The following is a 25,945-nucleotide window of genomic DNA, read 5'->3' on the forward strand; positions in this document are numbered from 1 at the left end:
AGAGTTGAATGGCATCACCGACTCAACCGAGGAGCACGATGCCGAACAACGACAATGGCCGCGCGAACATCGGCGTGGTGGGCCTGGCCGTGATGGGGTCCAACCTGGCCCGCAACCTCGCATCCCGCGAGGGCAACACCGTGGCGGTCTACAACCGCACCTACGCCCGCACAGAGGAGCTCATCACCGAGCACCCGGAGGCCGGCTTCCTCGCCTCCGAGACGATCGACGACTTCGTGGCGACGCTGGCCAAGCCGCGTACGGCGATCATCATGGTCCAGGCCGGCAAGGGCACCGACGCGGCGATCGAGCAGCTGGCCGAGCGGTTCGAGCCCGGCGACATCATCGTCGACGGTGGCAACGCCAACTTCAACGACACCATCCGCCGCGAGCGCGAGCTGCGTGAGCGCGGCCTGAACTTCGTCGGCACCGGCATCTCCGGCGGCGAGGAGGGCGCGCTCAACGGCCCCTCGATCATGCCCGGCGGCTCGGCCGAGGCCTGGACGACGCTCGGCCCGATCCTGAAGAGCATCGCCGCGGTGGCCGAGGGCGAGCCGTGCGTGACCCACGTCGGCACCGACGGCGCCGGCCACTTCGTGAAGATGGTCCACAACGGCATCGAGTACGCCGACATGCAGCTGATCGCGGAGGCCTACGACCTCCTCCGGCGGGTGGCCGGGCTCTCGGTGGAGCAGCTCGTCGACGTCTTCCGGGACTGGAACACCGGCGACCTGGAGTCCTACCTGATCGAGATCTCCGCGGAGGTGCTCGCCCAGAAGGACGCCGAGACCGGCCAGCCGCTCGTGGACGTCATCCTCGACGAGGCCGGCTCGAAGGGCACCGGCGTCTGGACGGTGCAGAACGCCCTCGGCCTCGGCATCCCGGTCTCCGGCATCGGCGAGGCCGTCTTCGCCCGGGCGGTCTCCTCCAAGCCCGCCCAGCGCGGGGCGATGCGGGCCTCGGTGACCAACCGCCCGAAGGCGCCAGCGGTCCCCGACACGTTCGTCGACGACGTACGCGCGGCCCTCTACGCCTCGAAGGTGGTCGCCTACGCACAGGGGTTCGACCTGATCGTGGCCGGAGCGAAGGAGTACGGCTGGGACATCGACCTGGGTGCGCTCGCCAAGATCTGGCGCGCCGGCTGCATCATCCGGGCCCGCTTCCTCAACCGCATCGTCGACGCCTACGCCACCAAGCCCGACCTGGAGACGCTCCTGGTCGACCCCTACTTCGCCGACGCGGTCGCGTCCGGCGAGGAGGCGTGGCGGCGCGTCGTCGGGATCGCGGCGGCCTCCGGCGTACCTGCACCGGGGTTCTCCTCGGCGCTCGCCTACTTCGACTCGCTCGCCGCCGACCGGCTCCCGGCCGCGCTCATCCAGGGCCAGCGCGACTTCTTCGGCGCCCACACCTACAAGCGCGTGGACAAGGACGGCACGTTCCACACGCTGTGGTCCGACGACCGCTCGGAGATCCCGACGACGCCCTCGACGCACTAGGGATACTGCCCGGGCGGAGATACCGAACTTGGGGCTGTCAGCGGCGGCGACGGCAGACCTAGCCTGAAGCATGGGGTTCGACGTTGCCGCTGAGAGGTATGCCCGCTTCATGGGGCGCTACGCCGAACCGCTTGCACCCCACTTCGCCAACTTCGCCCGGGTCAGCATGGGCCAGCGGGTGCTCGACGTCGGCTGCGGACCGGGAACGCTCACCCGTCATCTGGTGACCCTCACCGAGGCCCACCTGGTGGCCGCGATCGATCCCTCGCCACCGTTCATGGAGGCGGTCGCCCGGCAGCTGGCCAGGGTCGATGTGCACACCGGCGTGGCCGAGGCGCTCCCCTTCGCCGACAACTGGTTCGACGTCTCCCTGGCCCAGCTCGTCGTGCACTTCATGACCGATCCGGAGGCCGGGATCAGGGAGATGGTCCGGGTGACCCGACCCGGCGGCACCGTCGCGGCGTGCGTCTGGGACGGCGACACCGGTGCCGTCGCGCCGTTCTGGGACTGCGTGCACGAGATCGACCCGGAGGCCGAGGACGAGGCCCTGCTCGCCGGCGCCCGGCTGGGTGACCTGGAGAAGCTGTTCAAGAAGGTCGGCCTCCGCAAGGTCGAGCCGAGCGGCCTGGTCGTCCGCGTCACGCATCCCACGTTCGAGGACTGGTGGGATCCGTACACCTTCGGCGTCGGGCCGGCGGGCGACTACGTGAGCACCCTCGACGACGCCGGTCGCACGGCGCTCGAGGAGGTCGCCCGGCGCCGGCTCGGCAACGGTCCGTTCACCGTGACCGCGACGGCCTGGGCGGCCCGCGGCACCGTCGCCTAGCCGCCCGAGGTCTCCGTCTGCGACCCGGCGCGGCAATTTGCATCGTTCCCCTATCCTCCATAAGGTTGTAAAAGTCAACCAATCAGAGGGGGCGATGATGACGCAGGCGACCTACCGCGAGCTGATGCATCGACTCATCGAGGTCGGGGCCGTCAGGAAGGGCCTGGCCCGCAACCTCCCGCCCGACCTGCCGGCCGGCTCGGCAGGCGTGCTGGGACTGCTGAGCGAGCACGGCGAGATGACCATCAGCGAGCTCACCGACCTGCTCGCCGTCGACATCTCGGTGACCAGCCGCCACGTCTCGTACGTCGCCGACCAGGGCTGGCTCGAGCGCACCCCCAACCCGGCCGACGGGCGCTCGCGCCTGCTGCGCCTCACCGACTCCGGGAACGATCTGCTCGCCGGGTTCTCCGACCACATCACCGAGCTGCTCGCCGAGCGGCTCAGCGACTGGAGCGAGGAGGAGGTGCATGAGCTGATCCGGCTCATGGCCAAGCTGCACGACAGCCTCGTCTGCCCCGCACCCGCCCTCCCCCACGTACGCACCTAGGGCTCTGCCCCACCACCGATCTGCTCGATACAGAAGGGAAGTCCATGGCAACGACGACAGCCGAACGGACTCACGCCGGTCCACCGGGAGGCCCGTCCGGGGGCGCACCCACCTCGCACGGTGAGATGTCTCACCGCGAGATCATGGAGGCGCTCTCGGGTCTGCTGCTCGGCATGTTCGTGGCGATGATCTCCTCCACGATCGTCTCCAACGCCCTGCCCGAGATCATCGCCGACATCGGCGGCGGGCAGTCGGCCTACACCTGGGTGGTCACCGCCTCCCTGCTGACCATGACGGCCACCACCCCGCTGTGGGGCAAGATGTCCGACCTGTTCAGCAAGAAGCTGCTCATGCAGATCGCGCTGGTCCTGTTCGTGGCGGCCTCGGCCGTCGCCGGCCTCGCCCAGAACCCGGGCGAGCTCATCGCCGCCCGAGCGGTCCAGGGCATCGGCATGGGCGGTCTGACCGCCCTCGCCCAGGTCATCATGGCCGCGATGATCTCCCCGCGCGAGCGTGGCCGCTACTCGGGCTACCTCGGCGCCGTCTTCGCGGTCGCCACCGTCGGCGGCCCGCTGATCGGCGGGGTCATCACCGACGCCGACTCGCTCGGCTGGCGCTGGTGCTTCTACGTCGGCATCCCGTTCGCGGTCATCGCCTTCATCGTGCTGCAGAAGACGCTGCACCTGCCCGTCATCAAGCGCGACGGCGTCAAGGTCGACTGGGCCGGCGCCTTCTTCATGGCCGCCGGCGTCTGCCTGCTGCTCGTCTGGGTCACCTTCGCCGGCGACAAGTACGACTGGGCCTCCTGGGAGACCGCGGCCATGGTCGGCGGCTCCGTGCTGCTCCTGCTGATCTTCGTCCTCGTCGAGTCTCGGGCCAAGGAGCCGATCATCCCGCTGCGGCTCTTCGCCAACCGCACGATCACGCTCTCCTCGCTGGCCTCGCTCTTCGTCGGTGTGGCCATGTTCGCCGGCACGATCTTCTTCAGCCAGTACTTCCAGCTGGCCCGCGGCGAGTCGCCGACGATGGCCGGGGTGATGACGATCCCGATGATCGCGGGGCTGTTCCTCTCCTCGACCGTCTCCGGCCAGGTCATCACCCGCACCGGGAAGTGGAAGGCCTGGCTCGTCGTCGGCGCCCTCCTCATCGTCGGCGGGCTCGGCCTGCTCGGCACGATCCGCTACGACACCGAGTACTGGCACGTCGCCGTCTTCATGGCGGTCCTCGGCCTCGGCGTCGGCATGACGATGCAGAACCTGGTCCTCTCCACCCAGAACCAGGTCGCACCCGCCGACCTCGGTGCCGCCAGCTCCATGGTGACGTTCTTCCGCAGCCTCGGCGGCGCGATGGGCGTCTCCGCGCTCGGCGCGCTGATGGCCCACCGGGTCGCCGACTACGTCCAGGACGGCCTGGCCGACCTCGGTCCGCGCTACGCCGCGCTGGCCCAAGGCACTTCGGGCGAGATCCCGGACATGGACAAGGTCTCCGAGCCGCTGCGGTCGGTGCTGGAGAGTGCGTACGGGCACGGCATCGCCGACATCTTCCTCGTCGCCGCGGGGGCAGCCGTCATCGCCCTGCTGTTCGTGGTGTTCATCAAGGAGGTACCGCTGAAGACCAAGGGCGGGATCGCCCAGGCCGCCACGGAGGCTGTCGAGGTCGACCGGCCCGCAGCGGTCGCCGAGGCCGTCGCCGGGGTGCCCGAGCAGCAGGCCGCCGCTCTTGCGCCGGTCGCCAACGGGATCGCGCTGCACGGCTTCGTCCGCGGCTCCGGGAACGTCCCGGTCCCGCACGCCGCGGTGACCCTGATCTCGCTGTCCGGGCGTCAGCTCGGCCGCTCGGTCGCCCACGCCGACGGCTCCTACGCGGTGGACGCGCCCGGCTCGGGGACGTACGTCCTGATCGCCTCGGCCGACGGCTTCCAGCCGCAGGCGTCCACGGTCGTCGTGGGCGGTGAGCCGGTGGCGTACGACCTCCTGCTCAGCGGCACCACGGGCCTGAAGGGCATCGTGCGCGGCGGCGAGGACGGCGCGCCGATCAAGGACGCGATGGTGATCGTGACCGATGTACGCGGCGACCTGCTCTCCACCGGCACCACCGTCGCGGACGGCACCTTCTTCATCGACGAGCTGGTCCCGGGACCGGCGACGGTCGCGGTCAACGCCGAGGGCTACCGCCCGCGCGCGGTGCCGATCGAGATCGGTGCCACCGGCCTGACCCGGATCGAGGTCGAGATGGTCACCGGCGCTCGCCTGACCGGTGTCGTCAAGGCGGCCTTCGGGCCGCTCGCCGACGCTCGGGTGACGCTGGTCGACGCGGCCGGCAACGTGGCCGGGACCGCGACGACCGGCCCGGACGGGGCGTACGCCTTCGCCGATCTCGACAGCGGGGACTACACGGTCCTGGCGACCAGTTACCCGCCGGTGGCCGGCGCGGTGAGCCTCTCCGGCCACGGGGTGGACGGCCACGAGATCGTCCTCTCCCACCCCGAGGACTGATCCGCGATGGCACTGACCGCACAGATCCGCACCCGCGACGGCTGGGCCGTGGCGCACGCGGTCGTCACCCTCACCGACACGGCCGGCGGTCAGGTGCTGCGCGCCGAGGCCGACGAGGACGGTGTCGTCGCCGACGACACCGTCCTCGCCCCCGGGCCGTACGTCGCGATCGTCACCGCGATCGGCTGGTCCCCCACCGCGGCGACCGCGATCGTCACGGCCTCGGGGACGGCCGCGCTCGGCACCGTCACCCTGACCCGCCAGGGAGACACCTCCCTCCCCGCTCCCGGGCCGTGGACGATCGACCCCGCCCACTCCACCGTCGGCGCGATCGCGCAGCACCTGGGCATCTCCAGCGTGCGCGGCCGGTTCACCGACTTCGCCGGAGTCGTCGAGATCGCGCCGGACCATCTGGAGAAGTCACGCGTCGAGGCGGTCATCCGTGCCGCCTCGATCGACACCGGCAACCGGATGCGCGACGACCACCTCCGCAGCGGGGACTTCCTCGACGTCGAGGCCTTTCCCGAGATCGTCTACCGCTCCACCGGCCTCACTCCGGCCGGGTCGGACCGCTGGACCGTGCACGGGGAGCTCTCGATGCACGGGCAGACCCGCTCCGTCGACCTCGACGTCGCCTACCTCGGCACCGGCCCGGACGCCTGGGGCGGCACCCGGGCCGCCTTCCGCGCCACCGCTCAGCTGCGCCGTGACGACTTCGCGATGAACTACAACCAGGCCGTCGCCGCCGGCATCGCCGCCATCGGCACGACCCTCAAGGTGGAGCTGGACATCCAGGCCGTCCAGGGCGACACGCTGCCGGCCTGAGCCGAGGCCCCCGACAGCCGAGGCGTCAGCTACGTCGGTCGAGTGGGCAGCGCCGTGACAACTCGGCCGACGCGGGCGACGCTTCGGCCGACGTACGTGACGCCTCGGCAAGGCATATCACTGCCGAGCGACTGAGACTCTGCGAGTATGAGTGCATGGAGCTGCGCCACCTTCGCTACTTCGTCGCGGTCGCCGAGGAGCGTCACTTCGGGCGGGCGGCGGAGCGGCTCCACATGGCACAGCCGCCGCTGTCGCAGCAGATCCGCCAGCTCGAGGCCGAGCTCGGGCTGACCCTGCTGACCAGGACGACGCGACGGGTCGACCTGACCCCGGCCGGTGCTGCGTACCTGGAACGGGCGCGGGAGATCCTGGGTGCCGTGGACGCAGCCGCCCACGAGGCCGCCAGCATCGCCTCGGGGCGGCGTGGGCGGCTGCTGATCGGGTGCGTCGGGTCGGCGACGTACTCGCTGCTCCCGGCTCTGGCGCGCACCCTGCGCGCCGAGCTGCCCGAGGTCGAGTTCGGGTTCCGGGGCGAGATGCTCTCGCCGGACCAGGCCGCGGCACTCGCCGACGGCACCCTTGACCTCGGCCTGCTCCGCCCCCTGCCCACGGGCAACTCCGGGAGCCTCTCGATCACCCACCTGCGCCAGGAGAACCTGCTGGTGGCGATGCCGAAGGACCACCGATTCGCCGGCCGTCGCAGCGTACGCATCGCCGACCTCGACGGCGAAGGCCTCGTCATCCACGCCGGCGGCGGCCGCTCGGCGATGAACGCGATGATCCAGGAGCTCTTCGACTCCGCCGGGATCCGCAGCCACATCACCCACGAGGTCGCCGAGACCTCCACCCTGGTCACCTTCGTGGCCGCCGGTCTCGGCGTCGCCATCGTCCCCGAGCCCACTGCGGCCCTCGCCGTCCCGGGCGTCATGTACGTCCCCCTCTCGGGCACCCCCGGCGTCGAGCTCGTCGCCGCGACCCGCGCCGGCGACGAGAGTCCGCTGATCACCCGCGCGCTGGACATCCTGGCCGGCCTCAGCACCGACGAGCCCCGAGTCGGCGCGAACTGACGACACGACGCCGAGTCGGCGCGTCATGACGAGCCGACTCGGCACGGATCTCGGTCAGAACGAGCCGACTCGGCAAACGCCGGTCAGCGGCAGCGGAGGGTCTGGGAGGGGGCTACGCCGTAGGTCTGCCGGTAGGCGGCGGCGAAGCGGCCGAGGTGGGTGAAGCCCCAGCGGTAGGCGACCTCGGCGACGGTGTCGCCGCGGCTGGCGATGAGGTCGGCGTGGACCCGCTCGAGGCGGATCTCCTGCAGCCTCTGGGTCGGGGTGCGGCCGAGGTAGCGCTGGAAGCCCTGCTGGAGCCGGCGGATGCCGACGTCGGCCTCGCGGGCGAGGTCGGAGACGGTCCATTCGCGCGCCGGGTCAGCCTCCATGGCCTCCACGACGCGGGAGACGATGCGGGGCTGGATGGAGCCGACGGCGGGCTCCTCGGGGAAGCAGGCGGCGACGAAGGCGGCGGTCAACGTCCCGGCCAGCCGGGTCCGGACCCGTTCGTCGCCCACCAGAGCCGGGTTGCGCATCGCCTCGGTGCCGAGCGAGCCGAGCAGACCGATCCAGGCGCGGGCGCCATGGGCTCGCAGGTCGAGCTGAGCGGGCAACCGGTCGGTGTGCAGGCCGACCAGGGCCGCGACCTCCTCGACCAGATAGTCACGCTCGACCCGCATCCCGACGATGGAGCAGTCGGCCGACCAGCGCGTCATCTTGGTCTGCCTATCGGGAGGGCACACCGTCGCCTGGCCGTCGAGCGAGAGCACGTGAGCGCCACCGACGTTGGCCTCGAGGACACCGCTGCGCGGGACGTTGACTGCCCAGGCGCCGGGATGGTTCGACTCCACCGACACCTCCGCACCCCAGCCGATCCGGGTCAGCCGGACCGGGCCGAGGTCGACCGCACGCAGCTCCGCAGGGCGCGCGGGCCGGCCCCGCATGGTCAGGGCATGCGGGAAGTACGCCCGGGCGACCTCGTCGGAGAAGCTCTCCAGGTCGCCGGACGATGCGGCGAGAGTGCCTGTGCTCATCTGCCACCCCCTAGTGACGTCCTTCACAGTAACAGCGCATCCGAGCGTGGCCGAGAGCGTCCGGAAACCCGGTGCGCAATCCGGACAGCCCGTTCGCCCAGCGGATCGCCGCCCTCGTGATCCGGATCTAGCGTCGTCCTCCGACGTGACCGCCGCCACACGACCCGCGGCCCGATGAAGGAGGAGCTCCATGGACCCACGCACCCTGCGGTCGACCTTCGGCCGCTTCGCGACCGGCGTCACCGTGATCACCTGCCGCACCCCGGACGGCGCCCACCACGGCGCCACGGTCACGGCCTTCACCCCGATCTCGCTGGACCCGCCGCTCGTGCAGGTCGCCCTGACGCGTACGTCCAAGGCGGCCGCATATCTCGAGGGCGAGGCCTTTGCGGTCAACGTCCTCGCCGATGACCAGAGCGATGTCGCCATGCACTTCGCCGGGCGTCCCGGCAGCGACCCGCTCCCCTGGCGCGAGGGCGCGACGGCGCCGCGGCTGGGCGGGACGGCCGCAACGCTGGTGTGCCGCCCGTGGCGTACCGACGACGGCGGGGACCACCTGCTGTTCCTCGGCGAGGTCGTCGAGGTGATCACCACCGACCGCAAGCCGCTGCTCTTCCACGACAGCGCCTTCCACCACATCGGCAACCCGTCCTCCGAGGTCGTCTGGCTCGGCTGCCAGGACGACCCGAGTACCGGCTGGTTCGACGCGACCACGTCGTTCACCGCCATCGATGTCCCCGTGATCCCACGTTCCACCCACTACTGATCCGTCCAACTGCCAGACCAAGGAGAGAACCATGACCGACACCCTCGCCCAGGAGTCCCAGTCCGACGGCCCGCCGACCGTGAACCCGGCCGCCGGCTCGCCCGCCAACCAGCGGACCAACTTCGCCTCCCGTCCGATGACCGGCGACGAGTACATCGAGAGCCTGCGCGACGGCCGCGAGATCTACCTGCACGGTGAGCGGGTCAAGGACGTCACCACGCACCCGGCCTTCCGCAACCCGGTGCGGATGACCGCGCGCCTCTACGACGCGCTCCACACCGGCCCGCACGTCGACGAGCTCACCGTGCCGACCGACACCGGCAACGGCGGCGTCACGATGCCGTTCTTCAAGACGCCGACCTCCTCGGCCGACCTGCTCAAGGAGCGCGACGCGATCGCGCGCTGGTCCCGGATGACGTACGGCTGGATGGGCCGCTCCCCCGACTACAAGGCCAGCTTCCTCGGCACCCTGCACGCCAACAAGGAGCTGTACACGCCGTTCCAGGACAACGCCGAGCGCTGGTACCGCGAGTCCCAGGAGAAGGTCCTCTACTGGAACCACGCGATCATCAACCCGCCGGTGGACCGCCAGCTGCCGCCGGACGAGGTCGGCGACGTCTACATGAAGGTCGAGAAGGAGACCGACGCCGGCCTGATCGTCTCCGGCGCCAAGGTCGTCGCGACCGGCAGCGCGATCACCAACTACAACTTCATCGCCCACTACGGCCTGCCGATCCGCAAGAAGCAGTTCGCGCTGATCTGCACCGTCCCGATGGACGCCCCCGGCATCAAGCTGATCTGCCGCTCCTCCTACACCGAGCAGGCGGCCCAGAACGGCGAGCCGTTCGACTACCCGCTGTCGAGCCGGATGGACGAGAACGACACCATCTTCATCTTCGACAAGGTGCTCGTGCCCTGGGAGAACGTCTTCATGTACGGCGACGTCGACCGGATCAACTCGTTCTTCCCGCAGTCGGGGTTCCTGCCCCGGTTCACCTTCCAGGGCTGCACGCGCCTGGCCGTGAAGCTCGACTTCATCGCCGGCCTGCTGATGAAGGCGCTCGACGCCACCGGCTCGGGTGGCTTCCGCGGCGTACAGACGCGGGTGGGTGAGGTGATCGGCTGGCGCAACCTGTTCTGGTCGCTGACCGAGTCGATGGCCCGCGACCCCGAGCCGTGGGTCGGCGACGCGGTCATCCCGAAGCTGGAGTACGGCCTGACGTACCGGATGTTCATGATCCACGGCTATCCGCGGGTCAAGGAGATCATCGAGCAGGACGTGGCCTCCGGGCTGATCTACCTGCCCTCCGGCGCCGCCGACTTCAAGAGCCCCGAGGTGAGGCCGTACCTGGACAAGTACGTCCGCGGCTCCAACGGCATCACCGCCGTCGACCGGGTCAAGGTCATGAAGGCGCTGTGGGACTCGATCGGCTCCGAGTTCGGCGGCCGTCACGAGCTCTACGAGCGCAACTACTCCGGCAACCACGAGAACGTGAAGGCCGAGCTCCTCTTCGCCGCCCAGAACCGCGGCGGGGCGGACGCGATGAAGGGGCTCGCCGACGAGTTCCTGGCCGAGTACGACCTCGACGGCTGGACCGTCCCGGACCTGTTCTGAGGAGAAACCCCGCCGAGTCGGCGCGTTCGAACGCGCCGACTCGGCATTCGGGCCTCAGCGCAGGATGTACCAGAGCCCGACAGCTGCCGGCAGGACACCGAGGACCAGCCAGGGCGTGAGCGGGCTGCGCCGGTGGATGAGGAACCCGCCAGCCAGGCCCAGCACCCCGAAGGCCGCAGCGATGATGCACAGCCCGACCCGCGAGCTCTGGTAGACCGGGTCGATCGCGACGGCACCGATGACCAGCCCGACCGCCAGGTGGGCGACGGTGAACACGACGAGCACGGACGCCACCCACTGCTTCACGTGAGTGAGCGACTTGTCGTTGACGGGCCGGATCGGGTTGTCCGGGTCCATCAGGTGGCGTGGTCGTCGCGGTTGATCGTTCACGGCTCCATACTTACCAGGCAAACTGTTTGTGCACCAACTATTGGTACGCTAACTCACATGCCGACGAAGAAGGACCCCCTCTCGGAGATCGAGAACCCACTCGCCCTCGATCAACAGGTCTGCTTCGGCCTGGCCGTCGCCGCCCGCAGCGTCATCGGCCTCTACCGACCCCTGCTCGAGCCCATGGGACTGACCCACCCGCAGTATCTGGTCATGCTGGCCCTCTGGGAGGAGGAGCCTCTCCGCGTCTCCGAGCTGAGCCGCAAGGTGCAGCTCGACCCCGGCACGCTCTCGCCGCTGCTGAAGCGCCTCGAGGCCCAGGACTACATCCGGCGCGAACGCAACAAGCTCGACGAGCGCTCGCTCGCCGTCGTCCTGACCGATCGCGGGCGCGCACTGCGGGACGACGCCGAGAAGATCCCGCCCGCGATCGTCGAGCGTCTCGACATGAGCGTCGACGAGCTGATGGAGCTCCATCGCCGACTGCTGGAGGTCATCGCCGCAGCGACCCGCTGAGCCGGGCGCCTAGCGGGACGCCAGCGCGCCCGCGAGCGAGTCGAGGACGCCGGGGACGATGGAGAAGTAGGCCCATCGGCCGCGCTGCTCGCGGGTGACGAGCCCGGCCTCGACCAGCAGCTTCATGTGATGGGAGACCGTCGGCTGGGACAGCCCGACCGGCTCGGTGAGGTCGCAGACACAGGCTTCGTTGTCCTCGGCGGCCGCGATGATCGAGAGCAGCTTGACCCGGTTGGGGTCACCGAGCGCCTTGAACATCCGCGCCAGCGCCTCGGCCTGGTCGTCGTCGAGGACGCCTGCGGTCACCGGAGAGCAGCACGCGACGGCGGCGGAGGGAAGCACGGGAAGAACGGTCATGAGGACGAGTCTACCGAATGATATTGACGAACGTCGATACGTCGCCTAAGGTCGCCGACATATCGACGTTCTTGAATCTGAGGAGCATCATGACCGACCTTCCCGTTGCCGTCATCGGCGCCGGCCCCCAGGGCCTCGCGGCCGCCGCCCATCTCCTCGAGCGCGGCCTCATCCCGCTCGTGCTCGAGCAAGGGAGCGAGCCTGCGGCAGCCGTCGCCGAGTGGGGCCACGTACGTCTCTTCTCGGCCTGGCCGGAGCTCGTCGACAAGGCCGCCGCCCGGCTCCTGGAGCCGACCGGCTGGACCGCACCCGCTCAGGGGTACCCGACCGGTGCGCAGTGGCGCGAGCGCTACCTCGCCCCGCTCGCCGAGGCGCTCGGCGACCACGTCCGCTACGGCGCCACGGTCACCGGCGTCTCCCGCAAGGGCCGTGACCGCCTCGTCGACGCCGACCGTGCCGAGCAGGCGTTCGTCCTGCACGTGACCGGTGCGGACGGCACCGAGGAACGCATCGAGGCGCGCGCCGTCATCGACGCCTCCGGCACCTGGCGCCGCCCCAACCCGGCCGGGGCCGACGGGCTCCCGGCACTCGGGGAGCGTGCGGCGCACGCCGCCGGCGCGCTCGGCTACGCCGTCCCGGACCGCGCGCACCCCGAGGCGTACGCCGGCCGGCACACGGTCGTGATCGGCGCGGGTGACTCCGCGTTCAACGGCGTCAACGAGCTCACCGCCATCGCCAAGAACTACCCGGGAACGAGGATCACCTGGGCGATCCGCCGCGCGGTCTCGACGAACACCTTCGGCGGCGGCGAGGCCGACGAGCTCCCGGAGCGGGGCGCCCTCGGCGTACGCGCGAGGAAGGCGGTCCAGGACGGCTCGGTCGAGCTGGTGACCGGGTTCCGCACGGAGCGGGTGGACGGCGGCACCGTCATCGCCGAGGACGGCCGCGCCATCGAGGCCGACCAGATCGTGGTGCTCACCGGCTACCGTCCCGACCTCGGCTTCCTCAGCGAGATGCGCCTCGACCTCGACCCGACGCTGGAGGCGCCGCGCAACATCGCGGTCCAGATCGATCCCAACCTGCACTCCTGCGGCTCGGTCAGCGCGACCGGCGCCAAGGACCTCGCCCAGCCCGAGCCCGACCTCTACCTCGTCGGGATGAAGTCCTACGGTCGCGCGCCGACCTTCCTGGCGATGACCGGCTACGAGCAGGTACGCAGCGTGGTCGCCGAGCTCGCCGGGGACCACGACGCGGCCGCTCGGGTGGAGCTCGAGCTCCCCGACACCGGGGTCTGCGGCGGCGCCGGCGTCATCTCGACAAGCTCGATACATCGCTTCGACGACCCGGAGAGCACGAGCGGTGGCGGCTGCTGCGGCCCGACGGCTCCGAGCGAGGAGCTGTTCACCATCAGCCGCGCGCCGATCACCCTCTCGTGACGGAGCGGGCGGGGGTCACACCGAGCTCACCGAGGAGACCGAGCACCCGCTGCTCGATCTCGTCGCGGATGCCGCGTACGTGCTCGATGCCCCCGCCCTTCGGGTCGGTGACCTTCCAGTCCTCGTAGCGCTTGCCCGGGTAGTACGGGCAGGCGTCACCGCAGCCCATGGTGATGACGGCGTCGGCACTGCGTACGACCTCGTCGGTCCAGGGCTTGGGGAACTCCCCCGAGATGTCAATCCCGAGCTCGGCCATGACCTCGACGGCGACCGGGTTGATCGCCGCGGCCGGAGCCGAGCCTCCGGACCAGCCGATCGCCTGGTCGCCGGCGTAGTGGGTGAAGAAGCCGAGCGCCATCTGCGAGCGACCGGCGTTCTCGACACAGAGAAAGAGGACGGCGGGCTTGGCCTCGGCCGCTGATCCGTCGGTGTTCATCGAGTGGTTCTCCTTGCGGTGGGGTGTGGGGTCAGGAGTCGAGATCAGGAGTCGAAACGGGAAGCGAGCGTCCGGATCCGGTGCTCGAGCTCGACGTACGCAGCATCGAAGGCCTCGGGGCCCCTGCCCACCGGGTCGGGGATCGACCAGTGCAGCTCGCCGCGAACCTTCGGGGTCTCGTGCGCGCGGTCGCAGACGGTGACCACCAGATCGTCCGGGTCGAGCACGTCGTCGAGATCACGGGGATCGACGATGGGGAGCTCCAGGTCGTGGCGGGATGCGACATCGACCGCCCCTGGGTTGATCTGCTCGGCGGGATGGGTGCCGGCGGAGGCGGCCGGGATCGCGCTGACCTGACGCCACAGCGCCGCGGCCAGATGCGATCTGGCCGAGTTGCCGGTGCACACGAACAGGACACGCCTGGGCACCGCCACGGGGGATGCGGTGCCCAGGCTCTCGAGCGCGTCCTGCTCGAGGTGCAGGTACGTGCGTCTCCCGTCGCCCTCGGAATGATGACGGGACACGACGCCTGCGCTCACCAGGGTCTGCACGTGGTGAGCAAACAAGTTCGACGGGACATTCAGCATCCCGGCGAGCTCTGTGGGGGAGGCATCACTCATCTGGAGGCTGTCGACGATCCGAAGTCGCACTGGATCACCGAGCGCTGCGTGCATCTTCGCCCGGCGTTCCAGCTCCGGCTGTCTCTCAACCTCCATTGACTCAATATTGACTGAGTAATCGTCGTACGTCAAGAATGCGACCGTGATCTCTTCCCTCCCGCGCCGCGTGCTGGCCGAATTCCTGGGCACCGCCCTGCTCGTCGCCGTCGTCGTCGGCTCGGGCATCGCCGCCGAGCAGCTCTCCCCCGACGACGTCGGCCTGCAGCTTCTGGAGAACTCGATGGCGACCGTCTTCGGACTGGCCGCGCTGATCCTGATGTTCGGCCCGGTCTCGGGCGCGCACTTCAACCCGGTGGTCTCGCTCGCCGACTGGTTCCTCGGGCGCCGGGCCGGCAAGGGGCTCTCGCTCGCCGAGGTCGGCGCCTACGTGGTGGCGCAGGTCACGGGCGCGATCGGTGGCGCGTTGCTGGCCAACGTGATGTTCGACGTCGACCAGGCGATCTCGACCAAGGACCGGGCCACCGGCGGCCACTTCGTCGCCGAGATCGTCGCCACCGCCGGCCTGGTGGTCCTGATCTTCGCTCTCGTACGCAGCGACCGCGGCGCTCTCGCAGCGCCCGCGGTCGGTGGCTACATCGGCGCCGCCTACTGGTTCACCAGCTCCACCTCGTTCGCCAACCCGGCGGTCACGATCGGCCGGGTCTTCTCCGACACCTTCGCGGGCATCGCTCCCGGCTCGGTGACGCCGTTCGTCCTCGCGCAGCTCGTCGGCCTCGCCGTCGGCGTACTCCTGGTCCTGGTCCTTTACCCCGGCGTCGGCGACAAGGCCGACGACGTCGTCGTCAGACCTGGCTGACCGCGGTGAGCAGGTGCGGCCAGGCCGTCGAGGCCGGGTCGCCCCAGGCGGCGTGGTCGGCGCCGTCGACGACCTCCAGGCGTACGCCGGGGTGTGCTGCCGCATAGCGCTCGGAGATCGCGAGCGGGATCACGGTGTCGGCGGCGCCGTGCAGGACCCGCACCGGGACCTGCGGGGCGAGACCGAGCGGGTCGGCGGCGGCGTACGCCTCGGGGTTCTCGGACGGGGTGCCACCGAGGAACTCCTCGACCGCGCCGTCGCCGAGGCCGTCCTGGCTCATCGCGGCCAGCGCGGCGGCGGGGGCCAGGGCCACGACGCCGGTGACGAGGGTGCCCGCCCGGGAGGCCGCCCACAGGGCGAGCTGGCCGCCGGAGGAGTGTCCGACCAGGGTGATCCGGCGGGGTGCGTCGTTGTGGATGGTCCACTCCCGGCCGCTGAGCTGGATCGACTCGATCGCGGTCTCGACGTCGTCGAAGGCCTGCCGCCACTGGCCGGGCCCGTGCCGGTACTCCACGGTCGCGGTCAGATGACCGGCCTCGGCGAGCGCCCGGCCGGCGGACCAGGTGCGCATCCGGTCGGAGTCGCGCCACATCCCGCCGTGGAGCAGCAGCACGAGCGAGTCGGTCGCCTGCGCCGGCTCGAAGACGTCGGCGACCTGACGGGCGGTGGCGCCGTAGCGCATCGTCGCATCGGGGTAGGTGGTGTCGGTGGTGGTCATGACTTCTCCCTGCTGTTGTTTCGGGTGTCGCGGTCGAGCAGCACGCTGACCGCGACACCGACCACCAGCCCCCAGAAGGCGGAGCCGATGTTGAAGACGGTGATGTCGGCGACGGTCACCAGGAAGGTGACCAGCGCGCCGGTGACGTAGGGCCCGCTGAAGGCGGTCTGGAAGGCGCCCTGGAGCGGCTTGAGCATGGCCAGGCCGCCCAGCACGGCGACGTACGCCTCGGGCATGGTGGTGATGACCCGCACCATGCCGGGGGCGAGCAGGCCGAACCCGATCGCGAGCACGCCGCACCAGATCGCCGCGGCATAGTGCCGACGACGCTCGCCCGAGGCGGTGACCAGCGCGTTGGTCGGCCCTGCCAGACAGGTGGACACGCCACCGAAGGGAGCCGCGACCAGGGAGGTCACCCCGCACCAGCCGGTCACCTGGTTCATCCTCGGGTCATGGCCGGCGGCTCGCAGGACCGCCATGCCCTGGCCGTTCTGGACGACGAGGACGGTGATCAGCAGGGGGATGGTGAGCTCGATGAACGCGGACCCGGTGAAGACCGGCGTGGTCCAGACCGGGTCGGCCAGCCATCGCCCGGAGACCGAGACGGCCGGTCGGTCGGCGAGGCTCACCGCGACCGCGCCGACGGCGAGCGCGACCAGCACCGCCGGGAGCCAGCCCGCGAGTCGTGGGACCGCGCTGACGGCGACGAAGGCGACCACCATCGGCCCGGCGATCGCCAGGTCGCGGTCGACGGCGAGGACCAGGTCGGTGCCGAAGCGGAGGAAGACACCGGCCACCATCGCCATCACGATCGGCATCGGCAGCAGGTGCATGACCCGGTCGACCTGCCGGGTCAGGCCCAGCGCGACCAGGAGCACCGCCGCCATGATGAAGCCGCCGACCGTCTCCGGCCAGGTGGTGCCGGCAGCCATCGCCTGGCCGACGACCACGGTGCCGGGGATCGTCCAGAAGTAGACCAGCGGTTGCCGGCTCCAGCGGGAGGCGATGATCGTCAGGACGCCGTTGAGGCAGAAGACCGCGCTCACCCAGGAGGCGACCACCGCGGCGGAGAGTCCGGCGCCCTGGCCGACGGCCAGGATGACCGCGACCGGGCCGGTGCAGGAGAAGAGGAAGCCGATGAAGCCGTTGACCAGCTCGTGACGGCCCAGGTCGCGCCGCAGACCGGCCCGGGGCTCGCGGACGTCGAGCTCGGTGCTCATGGCTCCTCCGTCGGCTCGGCCGCCATCGCCGCGAGCTCGGTCCGGCTGCGGACGCCGAGCTTCGCGTAGATGCGGGTCAGGTGGTACTGCACGGTCTTGGGCGAGACGAAGAGCTGCGCGGCCACCTCGCGGTTGGAGAGCCCCGAGGCGACCATCTGCGCGACGGTCTCCTCCTGCGGGGTCAGGTCCACCGGGCCACGCTGACCGCGCGGCGCCCGCACTCCCCCGGCGCGCAGCTCGCGCTGGGCGGCGTCGACGTACGTCACCGCGCCGATCCCGTCCCACAGATCACGCGCGGAGGAGAGCAGCGCCTCGGCGTCGCGACGGCGGCCGGCGCGGCGCAGCGCCTGCCCGTACGCGAAGGTGACCCGGGCGCGCTCGTAGCGCAGCGGCAGCCCGTCGAGCAGACCGAGCGCGCGGTCGAACGTGTCCCGGACCCCGGCGAGGTCGCCACGCGCGCCGTGCCAGCGGCCCCGGGCGGTGGCCAGCCTGGCCTGGGCGGAGCGGTGCTGCTCCTCCCGGGCGCGGGCCTCGTGCGGGCGGAGGAACTCATCCGCCTCGTCCAAGCGGCCCTCCGCGATCAGCGCGGCGGCGTACGTCTCGGCCCAGGGCCAGATGGCCGGCTCGGTCAGCGCGCTTCCGGCCGGGGCCTGGGTGAGCGGCTCGAGGATGCGGAGGACCGCGCGGAAGTCGCTGCGGGCCTCGGCGATGTGGGCGCGGGCGAGCAGCGCGGGGACGCGCATGATCTCGTAGCCCTGCGCCCCGATCTCGGCGGCGCGGGCGGTGCGGGCCGCCTCCTCCCAGCTGCCGCGCAGCAGGTGGGTCTCGGTGGCCGTCCACTCCAGCAGCGGGGTGACCAGGGCGATGCCGGACTCGGCGGCCAGCGCCCGGCCGGCCGCGACCGTCTGCAGGGCCGCCTCGCCCTCACCGGTCAGGAACTGCACCCGTGCCAGCCAGGCCAGGGCCCACATCGAGATCCGGGTCGAGCCGCCGAGGACCCGAGGGTCGGTGACGCCCTCCAGGCGGCTGCGAGCCTCATCGGGCTCGTCGGAGAGTACGTCGAGCCAGCCGCGGCCCATGGTGACCCGCTGGGTCTGGGCGCTGTGTCCGACGCGGCGCGCGGCCAGGGCGTACGCCTCGTGGGCGTCTTCGAACCGGCCGGCCATCGCCAGGCCGAGCCCGCGGATCGCCGCCGCCTCGACCCCCGCCGCCGAGTCCCGGCCGGCCAGTGAGATCGCCCGGTCGGCCCAGGTGACCAGCTCGTCGCCCCGGCACAGCGCCAGCGAGTGCAGCACGTGTCGGGTGGCGATCAGCGCGGCCGTCTCCGGCTCGCGGTCGGCGTTGACGATGTCCCAGGCGCGCTTGAGCCGCACCTCGGCCTCGGTGGCGCGGCCGCGCAGGATCGCCAGGTAGGCGAGCACCGCATCGCGCAGCGGCGTCTCGCGCAGACTCTCCACGATCGGGACCAGCGCCGCGGCGCCCATGCCGTCACCCGCCGCGACCAGCGCGTCGACGGAGTGGATCAGCCGGTCGTCGCGCCGCACGGGGTCCTCGGTGAGCCGGCTGGAGTCACGGTAGAGGGCCGCGGCCTCTGCCCAGGCGCCCTCGTCCCCGCGCCGCTGGGCGAGCCGGGCGACCTCGTCGGCGAGCTCGGCGTCGGGCAGCGGGGTGGCAGCGACCAGGTGCCGGGCCCGGCGGACCTCGTCGTCGACGATCGCGGCCGCGCGCTGGTGCGCGTCGGCGGCCCGGCGAGCGCCCATCGTCGCCAGCACGGCGACGCCGACCAATGGCGTACGCCAGCGGGGGCGGTGGTCGCGGGTGGTCTCCACGAGCCCGGCCGAGGCCAGGGCATCCACCGCGGAGAGCGGGTCCTCGAGACCGGCGAGGGCCGCGGCCTGGCCCAGCGACGCGTCCTCTCCCAGGATCGCGAAGGCCTCGGCGAGCGCACGTCCGTCGGCGCCGCACCCGGCGAGGGCGAGCTGGACCTCGTCGCGGACGTGGACCGGGGCGGGCAGCTGGGTGTCGGGACGTGCCCAGCGGGTCGGTGGGAGCTCGTCGAGCAGCGCGACCGCGTCACGCGGGCTGCCCGCCGTGTGGCGGGTGAGGACCTCGGCCATCGACGGGTGCAGAACCCGTCCGCGCAGCGAGGCGAGCTCGCCGACCGCGGCCGCGTCCAGCCCCTCGATGCGTACGGTCTCGGCGGCGATCTCGCCGAGGAACGCGGTGCTGCGGGTGGCTGAGAGCACCACGAGAACCGGGGCGACGCGGTGTCGGCGCAGCGCGGAGGCGATCGCCTGCAGGGAGAGGGTGTCGGCGAGGTCGGCGTCGTCGACCAGGATCAGTCCGGGCTCGTCGGCGCACCCTGCCAGGGCTCGCGCGACCAGGGCATCCGCCGCGGCGACCGGGTCGGCCGGCGGCTCCTCCCCGAGCAGCTGGCGCAGCACCGCTCCGGGCGAGTCCTGCTCCCACGCGCCGGCGCGGGCCCTCAGCGCCGGTGTCGTGACCCGGTCGGCCAGGCCGCGCAGCAGCGCGGTCTTGCCCAGCCCCGGGTCGCCGAGGACGAGTACGGCGGCCGAGCCGGAGGTGCGGGCGCGGGCCAGCCGCGAGGTGAGCTCCACGAGCTCGTCCTCGCGACCGACACACCCAGCTCGTTCTATGAGCACGGTCACACCCTAGGCCCCCTTCAGGCGGGTACGCCGTCGTCGAGCGTGACGCTCACGACGGTCTCTTCCGGGGACCGCGGCACCGCCACGGTCACAAGGGCACCGAGCACCGCGACGCCGGCGAAGATCTGGAATGCGGTGGTGCCGCCCACTCCGGCGGCGACCAGCGCCCCGCCGATGATCGGTCCGACGATGCCGCCCAGCCGGCCGAACCCGGCGCACCAGGCGACGCCCGCGCCGCGGGCCCGGGTCGGGTAGTAGTTGGCGACGAGCCCGTAGATCAGGACCTGCGTACCGATCGTGCCGACCCCGGCGATCGCGACGGCCGGGAACAGGATGGAGAGCGGCAGCCCGAGGGGCAGCAGCAACAGCATCAGGCCGGCGAGCACGAAGGTCGTCGAGACCACCTTCTTGGCCCCGGTGCGGTCGGCGACGTACGAGGCGAGAAGACCACCGAGGATGGCACCGCCGTTGAGCACCAGCAGGAACGTGAGCGCGTACGCCTTGCCGTAGCCGTTGTCCTCCATGATCTTCGGCAGCCAGGTGTTCAGGCCGTAGGTCAGCAGCAGACCGGAGAAGCTCATCAGGCCGAGCACGGCAGTCGGGAACGCGAGCGGGCGGCGCGCCAGCGCGCTGAAGCCGACCGCCTCCTGGGCCGTGCTGGTCGCCGCGACCCGGCCGCGGGAGTCGAGCCACAGCTGCGACTCGGGCAGCTTGGCGATCGCGAAGGGCAGCAGGAGCACCAGCGGAGCCGCGCCGATCGCCATCAGGATCCGCCAGTTGGAGCCGCTCGGGTCGATGATGAGCGCCATCACGGAGGCGGCCACGCCGCCGGCGGGGATGCCGCTGTAGACGATCGCGTTGAGCCGGTTCTTCCGCTCCGGCGGGGCGAACTCGGCGACCAGGGCGCCGACGGTCGCCAGGATCGCGCCTAGCCCGAGGCCGGTGAGGAAGCGCAGGATGCCGAAGACGGCGATCGACTGGGCGAACGCGGTCGCGGCCATCCCCAGCGAGAACCAGGTGATGCTGGCGAGCACGACCTTCCGGCGGCCGATCCGGTCGCTGACCGCGCCGGCGCTCAGTGCGCCGACGAGCACCCCGACCAGCGCGTAGCTGCCGAGCGTGCCCGCCTGGCCCGCGGAGAGCTGCCCGATCTGGGAAGGATCTGACATCAGGGTCGGCAGCACCGTGCCGTAGACCACGAGGTCGTAGCCGTCGAACATCAGGGCCAGCGCGGAGAGCGCGACGACCCAGGCGAGCTGGCGCGCGGTCTTGGCCCGAGTGATTTCATCGGTGTTTTCGGACATGGGTGTCTCCATGGGTGACGCGAGCGTGCTCGCGAAGGGAGGGACGGCCCCGAGAGAGGACCTGGTGGCTCAGCCGAGGTCACCGCCGGCGACGGGAAGGACCGTGCCGGTGATGTAGGAGGCTTCCTCGGAGGCGAGGAAGCAGATCGCGGCGGCCTGCTCGTCGAGCGTGCCGTAGCGGTGCATCAGTGAGGTCTCGAGGGTCTGGTCGATATGGGCCTGGAACCACGCCTTCTCGTCGTCGGTCCGCGGCGTGGGTGTGCCCCGGGAGATCCGGCGCGGCGGCGCTTCGGTGCCGCCCGGAGCGGTCGCGACGACGCGGATGCCATCGCCGGCGTACTCCAGGGCGAGCGACGCCGTGATCGCGTTGATCCCACCCTTCGCCGCCGAGTACGGGATCCGGTGGATGCCGCGGGTCGCGGCCGAGGAGACGTTGACGATGACGCCGTGGCCGCGCTCGACCATGCCCGGCAGGGCGGCCCGGCAGGCGTACAGCGTGGTCATCAGCGATCGGGTGATCTCGGCGTCGATCTGTGCAGGCGTGAACTCGGTGAACGGCTTGAAGTTGATCGCGCCGCCGACGTTGTTGATCAGCACGTCGATCCGGCCGTACGTCTCCACAGCCCGCTCCACCAGCGCGGTCGCGCCCTCGTAGTGCTCGAGGTCGCACTCGACCGCGGTCGCTCCTGTGCCGTGGCCGGTGAGGTCGGTGGCGACCTCGGCCACCAGCGGCGATCGGTCGGCGAGGACGACCTTTCCGCCCTCGGCGCCCACCCGGCGGGCGACCTGGGCACCGATGCCCTGGGCGGCCCCGGTCACCACCACGACCTGGCCGGCGAATCGGCCCGGCGTGATGAACCGCGGCCTGCTCGCGGCGGCCGACTCGGCCATCGCGCGCCGCATCGTCTCCTGGGACCGCTCGCTGTGGGCCTTGATCAGATCGCGGGCAGCCGCCCGGTCGCCGCGCTCGAACGCCTCGACGATGTCGAGGTGGTCCTGGGTGCACTGCGGGTGGCACCAGGTGGCGTTGCGCAGCACGTCCTCCATCCGGCCCTTGACCCCGAGCGCCTGGTAGGCGGCCAGCAGGTGGCTGTTGCCGGTGAGGGTGAACAGGTAGTCGTGGAAGGCCGCGTTCGACTCGGTGTAGCCGTGGGCGTCGAGGAACCGGTCGCCCTCGACGTACGGGAGGGTGGACTCGGCGAGCAGTCGGTAACCGGCGAGCTGCTGGGAGTCGAGCCGTCCGATGGTCAGATCGAGCGCTCCCACCTCCAGCGCCGCCCGGGCCTCGAAGATCGCATCGGACGCGGAGATGTCCGGGTGCTCCTCACCGATCGTGTAGCCGTCCGCAGTCGTCGAGACGTCGCCCGCGCCGGCCGAGGCGTCAGGTGCGTCGGCCGAGAGGTCATCACCGGCCGGGAACACCTCCTGACCACCGATCCGGCGGGCATCCGCGGCCACGCTCAGGCCGTCGTCCTCGACGACCGCGCCGACGGCTCCGTCGAGCGCGGCCGGCGCGACCAGCTGACCCGCGATGCGGCGTACGACATCTCCGTCGTCACGCGTCGTGGCGGCCGATCCAGCGGGTCCGAGATCGAGCGCTGGAAGCATCTGCTGCCCCGCGATCGCCCGCGCCTCCGGGTGGGTCTCCAGCTCGACGCGGAAGGGTGACGCTTCGGCCGACGCAGGCGACGCCTCGGCCGACGGGGCTGACGCCTCGGCAGCAGGGACGGCGAGGGCGAACTTCTCGTAGTAGAACCCGGTGGGCTGGATGCCGGCACCGGCGACATGGGTACGCACCGCCTCGACCATCGGCGGCGGGCCGCACAGGTAGATCGCGACGTCACCGTCGTGCAGGTCCTCGTCGCCGATCAGGCTCATCACGTAGCCCTTGTTGGCGGCGGTCGAGGAGGGGTCGGAGACGCAGTGGTCCCAGGTGAACCCGGGCAGCCGCGAGACCAGCTCCTCGACCTCGTCGAGCTTGACCAGGTCGTCGTCGGTGCTGACGCCGTGGACCAGGCGGCCGCCGCGGTCGCAGCCGTCGACGTCCAGCTGACGCAGCATGGAGAGCACGGGGGCGAGCCCGGTGCCACCGGCCAGCATCAGCACCGGCCGGCGCGCCTCGCGCAGGAAGAAGGAGCCGTTCGGCCCGGTGAAGGTGACCTCGTCACCGACGGCGGCCCGCTCGGTCAGCCAGGTCGACATCGCGCCGCCCGGGGTGAGCTTGACCAGGAAGACGAGCCGCTCCTCGTGCGGGGCGTTCGCGAAGGAGTACGACCGGGTCACCTCGGTGCCGGGCACCGCGATGTTGACGTACTGACCTGGCAGGAAGGCCAGCTCGCCGCGGTTGGGGATGTCGATGGCGAGCTCGACCGTGGTCGGGCTCAGCCGGTCCAGGCCGACCACGGTGCCGGTGTAGCTCGCGGCGCCGGTCTTGGCGACCTCGGAGGTGGTGGCGATCTGCAGCGCGAGGTCCGAGCGCGGCTTCATCGAGCACGGCAGGGCGTACCCCTCGGCGGCCTCCGCCTCGGAGAGCGCGTCCTCGATGTAGGTGCCGCCGTCGTACTCCCCCGACTCGCACAGCGCCTTGCACGTCCCGCAGGCGCCGTCGCGGCAGTCCAGCGGGATGTTGATCCGCTGGCGGTAGGACGCGTCGGCGACGGTCTGGTCCTCGCGGACGGTGATGAACCGGGTCACCCCGTCCTCGAAGGAGAGCGCGACCTGGTGGGTCGCGACTCCGGTGCTCGGCTCGGTCTGTGTTGCAGTCATCGCGGTGCCTCAGACGTGGTAGATGTCGACGACGTGGTGGATGTAGTCGTTCTTCAGCACCACGGTCTTGCGGCGGATCAGCGGCTGCTCGCCGGAGAAGTCGATCGTGTAGAACGACGTGCCGTAGTAGGGGTCGACGGTCTTGTAGCGGAAGTACATGGTGTGCCAGTTGAAGCGCACGTCGACCAGGTCGCCGCGGCGCTCGATCACCTCGACGTTGCTGATGTTGTGCGACGTACGCGGCTCGGGCAGGGAGGTGGCCGAGGACCGCTCCGTACGGATCCGGAAGACCCGGTCCTCCAGACCACCCTTGTTGGGGTAGTAGATGAGCGACATCTCGGTCTGCGGGTCCTCGGTCAGGAGGTCCGCGTCGTCCCAGCAGGGCATCCAGTAGACGACGTCGTCGGCGTAGCACTCCAGCCACTTCTCGAACTCGCGGTCGTCGAGGAAGCGCGCCTCGCGGTAGAGGAACTGCTCGATCATGTTGTGCGTGATGAGCTTGGGGGTGACGAGCTTCGCCCCGGCCGGGGCGTTCTGGGTGAGCGTCATGGTCAGTTGCCCTTCTCGTTCGCGATGGCCGTACGCATCTGCTCGGTCCACTGCGCGTGCATGACCGGGTAGAGACCCTCGTCCTCGTTCTTCGCGCCGGCCGAGATGACACCCGGCATGTCCAGTGCCTCGGCGACCTCGTCGGGGCCGGTGAGCCAGTGCTCGGCGCCACGGCTCATGTCGTTCCACGGAGCGGCGGAGGCCTGGTAGGTGAGGAAGCAGGAGCGGAACTCCTCCAGATCGTCGGGCGTGGCCATGCCGGAGGCGTTGAAGAAGTCCTCGTACTGCCGGATCCGCCAGGCGCGTGACTCCGGGCTCTCGCCCTTCGGCGCGATGCAGTAGATGGTGACCTCGGTCTGGTCGACCGAGATCGGGCGGAAGTGCCGGATCTGGGTCGAGAACTGGTCCATCAGATACACGTTCGGGTAGAGCAGCAGGTTGCGGGAGCCCTTGACCATGAACTCGCCCTTGGCCTCGCCGAACTTCTCCTTGAGCGTGTCCATCTGGTCCCACAGCGGCCGGTCGGCGGGGTTGGCCGCCCAGGTCCACAGGCACAGGTGGCCGTTCGGGTAGGACCAGTAGCCGCCACCCGCCTTGCCCCAGCTGCCCGCGTCGACGGTTTTGGTCGTGTTCTTCGACTCGCCGGTGTTGCGACGCGAGGTCGTGGCCGCGTAGTTCCAGTGGGTGGCGGTGACGTGGTAGCCGTCGGCGCCGTTCTCCGCCTGGACCTTCCAGTTGCCGTCGTAGGTGTAGGTCGAGGATCCGCGCAGCACCTCGAGCCCCTCGGGCGACTGGTCGACGAGCATGTCGATCACCTTGACGGTGTCACCGAGGTGCTCCTCGAGCGGCAGTACGTCCTCGTTGAGCGAGCCGAACAGGAAGCCGCGGTAGCTGTCGAAGCGGGCCACGTGGGTCAGGTTGTGCGAGCCTTGCGTGTCGAAGCTCTCCGGGTAGCCCGCGTCGTCGGGGTCCTTGACCTTGAGCAGGGTGCCGTCGTTGCGGAACGTCCAGCCGTGGAACGGGCAGGTCAGGGTCATCCGGTTGTCGGTCTTGCGCCGGCACAGCATCGCGCCACGGTGGGCGCAGGCGTTGATCATGCAGTGCAGCTCGCCGTCCTTGTCGCGGGTGATCATGACCGGCTGCCGCCCGATGTAGGTGGTGAAGTAGTCGCCGGGGTTGGGCACCTGGCTCTCGTGGGCGAGGTAGATCCAGTTGCCCTCGAAGATGTGCTTCATCTCCAGCTCGAAGACCTCCTCGTCGGTGAAGATTCGGCGGTTGGCGCGGTAGATCCCGGCCTCGCGGTCCTCGACCACGGCGTCCGACAGGACGTTCTCGATGTGGCCCAGGCTCTCGGTGAGCGGTGCGGTCATGGTGATGCCTCCAACGGGTGACGGTCCCCACACCTTCGCAAGACGTGGCGACCGTCACACCAGGCGAATGCCCAGTCCCGACCTA

Annotated in this window: 22 protein-coding genes and 1 pseudogene; 11 read left to right on the forward strand and 12 right to left on the reverse strand. The window is 70.9% G+C overall.

Annotation, left to right across the window (positions count from 1 at the left end; genetic code table 11):
- Window positions 1-38: 38 nt before the first annotated feature.
- The 6 genes and pseudogenes from gnd (at window position 39) to ABT304_RS18145 (ending at window position 7,259) form a co-directional block, all read left to right on the forward strand.
- Window positions 39-1,496, forward strand: coding sequence for an NADP-dependent phosphogluconate dehydrogenase (gene gnd / locus ABT304_RS18120; protein WP_350717229.1), 1,458 nt, complete (start codon window positions 39-41; stop codon window positions 1,494-1,496).
- A gap of 217 nt (window positions 1,497-1,713) precedes the next feature.
- Window positions 1,714-2,322 (forward strand): annotated as a pseudogene (locus ABT304_RS18125) (class I SAM-dependent methyltransferase); the annotation flags it as partial.
- Between the two features lie 97 nt (window positions 2,323-2,419).
- Window positions 2,420-2,872 (forward strand): MarR family winged helix-turn-helix transcriptional regulator, encoded by a 453-nt coding sequence (locus ABT304_RS18130; protein ID WP_350717233.1) that lies wholly within the window; start codon window positions 2,420-2,422, stop codon window positions 2,870-2,872.
- A 125-nt stretch (window positions 2,873-2,997) separates the two neighbouring features.
- Window positions 2,998-5,367 (forward strand): MFS transporter, encoded by a 2,370-nt coding sequence (locus ABT304_RS18135; protein ID WP_350717235.1) that lies wholly within the window; start codon window positions 2,998-3,000, stop codon window positions 5,365-5,367.
- Between the two features lie 6 nt (window positions 5,368-5,373).
- The gene (locus ABT304_RS18140) at window positions 5,374-6,192 is read left to right on the forward strand and encodes a YceI family protein (RefSeq protein WP_350717237.1); all 819 of its coding nucleotides are present in this window, start codon (window positions 5,374-5,376) and stop codon (window positions 6,190-6,192) included.
- Window positions 6,193-6,347: 155 nt separating this feature from the next.
- The gene (locus ABT304_RS18145) at window positions 6,348-7,259 is read left to right on the forward strand and encodes a LysR family transcriptional regulator (RefSeq protein ID WP_350717239.1); all 912 of its coding nucleotides are present in this window, start codon (window positions 6,348-6,350) and stop codon (window positions 7,257-7,259) included.
- An 83-nt stretch (window positions 7,260-7,342) separates the two neighbouring features.
- On the opposite strand, the gene ABT304_RS18150 is transcribed toward ABT304_RS18145, so the two are convergent.
- Window positions 7,343-8,275 carry an AraC family transcriptional regulator gene (locus ABT304_RS18150; protein ID WP_350717240.1) on the reverse strand — a complete coding sequence of 311 codons (933 nt, stop codon included), beginning with the start codon at window positions 8,273-8,275 and terminating at the stop codon, window positions 7,343-7,345.
- A 190-nt stretch (window positions 8,276-8,465) separates the two neighbouring features.
- Between ABT304_RS18150 and ABT304_RS18155 the strand changes: the two genes are divergently transcribed.
- Both ABT304_RS18155 and ABT304_RS18160 read left to right on the forward strand, forming a co-directional pair.
- Entirely contained in the window at window positions 8,466-9,041 is a 576-nt protein-coding gene (locus tag ABT304_RS18155; protein WP_350717242.1) for a flavin reductase family protein, read from the forward strand.
- Between the two features lie 31 nt (window positions 9,042-9,072).
- Window positions 9,073-10,656 (forward strand): 4-hydroxyphenylacetate 3-hydroxylase family protein, encoded by a 1,584-nt coding sequence (locus ABT304_RS18160; RefSeq protein ID WP_350717244.1) that lies wholly within the window; start codon window positions 9,073-9,075, stop codon window positions 10,654-10,656.
- A gap of 54 nt (window positions 10,657-10,710) precedes the next feature.
- Here the strand turns inward: ABT304_RS18160 and ABT304_RS18165 are convergent, their stop codons facing one another.
- Complete coding sequence (locus tag ABT304_RS18165; RefSeq protein ID WP_350717245.1) at window positions 10,711-11,046, reverse strand: hypothetical protein; 336 nt, start codon at window positions 11,044-11,046, stop codon at window positions 10,711-10,713.
- 57 nt (window positions 11,047-11,103) lie between these two features.
- On the opposite strand from ABT304_RS18165, the gene ABT304_RS18170 reads away from it, so the two are divergent.
- On the forward strand, window positions 11,104-11,562 hold the full coding sequence (locus tag ABT304_RS18170; RefSeq protein ID WP_350717246.1) for a MarR family winged helix-turn-helix transcriptional regulator: 459 nt from the start codon (window positions 11,104-11,106) through the stop codon (window positions 11,560-11,562).
- Window positions 11,563-11,571: 9 nt separating this feature from the next.
- Here ABT304_RS18170 and ABT304_RS18175 read toward each other — a convergent pair whose 3' ends face one another.
- On the reverse strand, window positions 11,572-11,919 hold the full coding sequence (locus ABT304_RS18175; protein ID WP_350717248.1) for an ArsR/SmtB family transcription factor: 348 nt from the start codon (window positions 11,917-11,919) through the stop codon (window positions 11,572-11,574).
- Between the two features lie 89 nt (window positions 11,920-12,008).
- Here ABT304_RS18175 and ABT304_RS18180 point away from each other — a divergent pair, with 89 nt between their 5' ends.
- Window positions 12,009-13,355: an NAD(P)-binding domain-containing protein gene (locus ABT304_RS18180; RefSeq protein ID WP_350717250.1), complete on the forward strand. Its 1,347-nt coding sequence runs from the start codon at window positions 12,009-12,011 to the stop codon at window positions 13,353-13,355.
- Here the strand turns inward: ABT304_RS18180 and ABT304_RS18185 are convergent.
- Both ABT304_RS18185 and ABT304_RS18190 read right to left on the reverse strand, forming a co-directional pair.
- Window positions 13,342-13,791, reverse strand: coding sequence for an arsenate reductase ArsC (locus tag ABT304_RS18185; RefSeq protein WP_350717252.1), 450 nt, complete (start codon window positions 13,789-13,791; stop codon window positions 13,342-13,344). The genes ABT304_RS18180 and ABT304_RS18185 overlap by 14 nt on opposite strands.
- Window positions 13,792-13,835: 44 nt before the next feature.
- Window positions 13,836-14,507 carry an arsenate reductase/protein-tyrosine-phosphatase family protein gene (locus ABT304_RS18190; RefSeq protein WP_350717254.1) on the reverse strand — a complete coding sequence of 224 codons (672 nt, stop codon included), beginning with the start codon at window positions 14,505-14,507 and terminating at the stop codon, window positions 13,836-13,838.
- Between the two features lie 46 nt (window positions 14,508-14,553).
- Between ABT304_RS18190 and ABT304_RS18195 the strand changes: the two genes are divergently transcribed.
- Entirely contained in the window at window positions 14,554-15,267 is a 714-nt protein-coding gene (locus ABT304_RS18195; protein WP_350717255.1) for an aquaporin, read from the forward strand.
- On the opposite strand, the gene ABT304_RS18200 is transcribed toward ABT304_RS18195, so the two are convergent.
- The 7 genes from ABT304_RS18200 to benA form a co-directional block, all read right to left on the reverse strand.
- The gene (locus ABT304_RS18200) at window positions 15,254-15,985 is read right to left on the reverse strand and encodes an alpha/beta hydrolase family protein (RefSeq protein WP_350717257.1); all 732 of its coding nucleotides are present in this window, start codon (window positions 15,983-15,985) and stop codon (window positions 15,254-15,256) included. The two genes, ABT304_RS18195 and ABT304_RS18200, sit on opposite strands and share 14 nt — an antisense overlap.
- A complete protein-coding gene (locus ABT304_RS18205) occupies window positions 15,982-17,205 on the reverse strand; it encodes a benzoate/H(+) symporter BenE family transporter (protein ID WP_350717259.1) in 1,224 nt (407 codons plus the stop codon). The genes ABT304_RS18200 and ABT304_RS18205 overlap by 4 nt, the downstream gene beginning before the upstream one ends.
- Entirely contained in the window at window positions 17,202-19,868 is a 2,667-nt protein-coding gene (locus ABT304_RS18210; RefSeq protein ID WP_350717261.1) for a helix-turn-helix transcriptional regulator, read from the reverse strand. The genes ABT304_RS18205 and ABT304_RS18210 overlap by 4 nt, the downstream gene beginning before the upstream one ends.
- 20 nt (window positions 19,869-19,888) lie before the next feature.
- Window positions 19,889-21,175: an MFS transporter gene (locus ABT304_RS18215; RefSeq protein ID WP_350717263.1), complete on the reverse strand. Its 1,287-nt coding sequence runs from the start codon at window positions 21,173-21,175 to the stop codon at window positions 19,889-19,891.
- A gap of 69 nt (window positions 21,176-21,244) precedes the next feature.
- Window positions 21,245-23,941, reverse strand: a complete 2,697-nt coding sequence (benC, locus tag ABT304_RS18220; RefSeq protein WP_350717265.1) for a benzoate 1,2-dioxygenase electron transfer component BenC — start codon at window positions 23,939-23,941, stop codon at window positions 21,245-21,247.
- Between the two features lie 9 nt (window positions 23,942-23,950).
- Window positions 23,951-24,490, reverse strand: coding sequence for a benzoate 1,2-dioxygenase small subunit (benB, locus tag ABT304_RS18225; protein WP_502890368.1), 540 nt, complete (start codon window positions 24,488-24,490; stop codon window positions 23,951-23,953).
- Between the two features lie 2 nt (window positions 24,491-24,492).
- Window positions 24,493-25,860, reverse strand: coding sequence for a benzoate 1,2-dioxygenase large subunit (benA, locus tag ABT304_RS18230; RefSeq protein WP_350717266.1), 1,368 nt, complete (start codon window positions 25,858-25,860; stop codon window positions 24,493-24,495).
- Window positions 25,861-25,945 lie beyond the last annotated feature (85 nt).

Source organism: Nocardioides sp. NPDC000445, assembly GCF_040300245.1.
In the GTDB taxonomy this organism is placed as follows: Bacteria; Actinomycetota; Actinomycetes; order Propionibacteriales; family Nocardioidaceae; genus Nocardioides.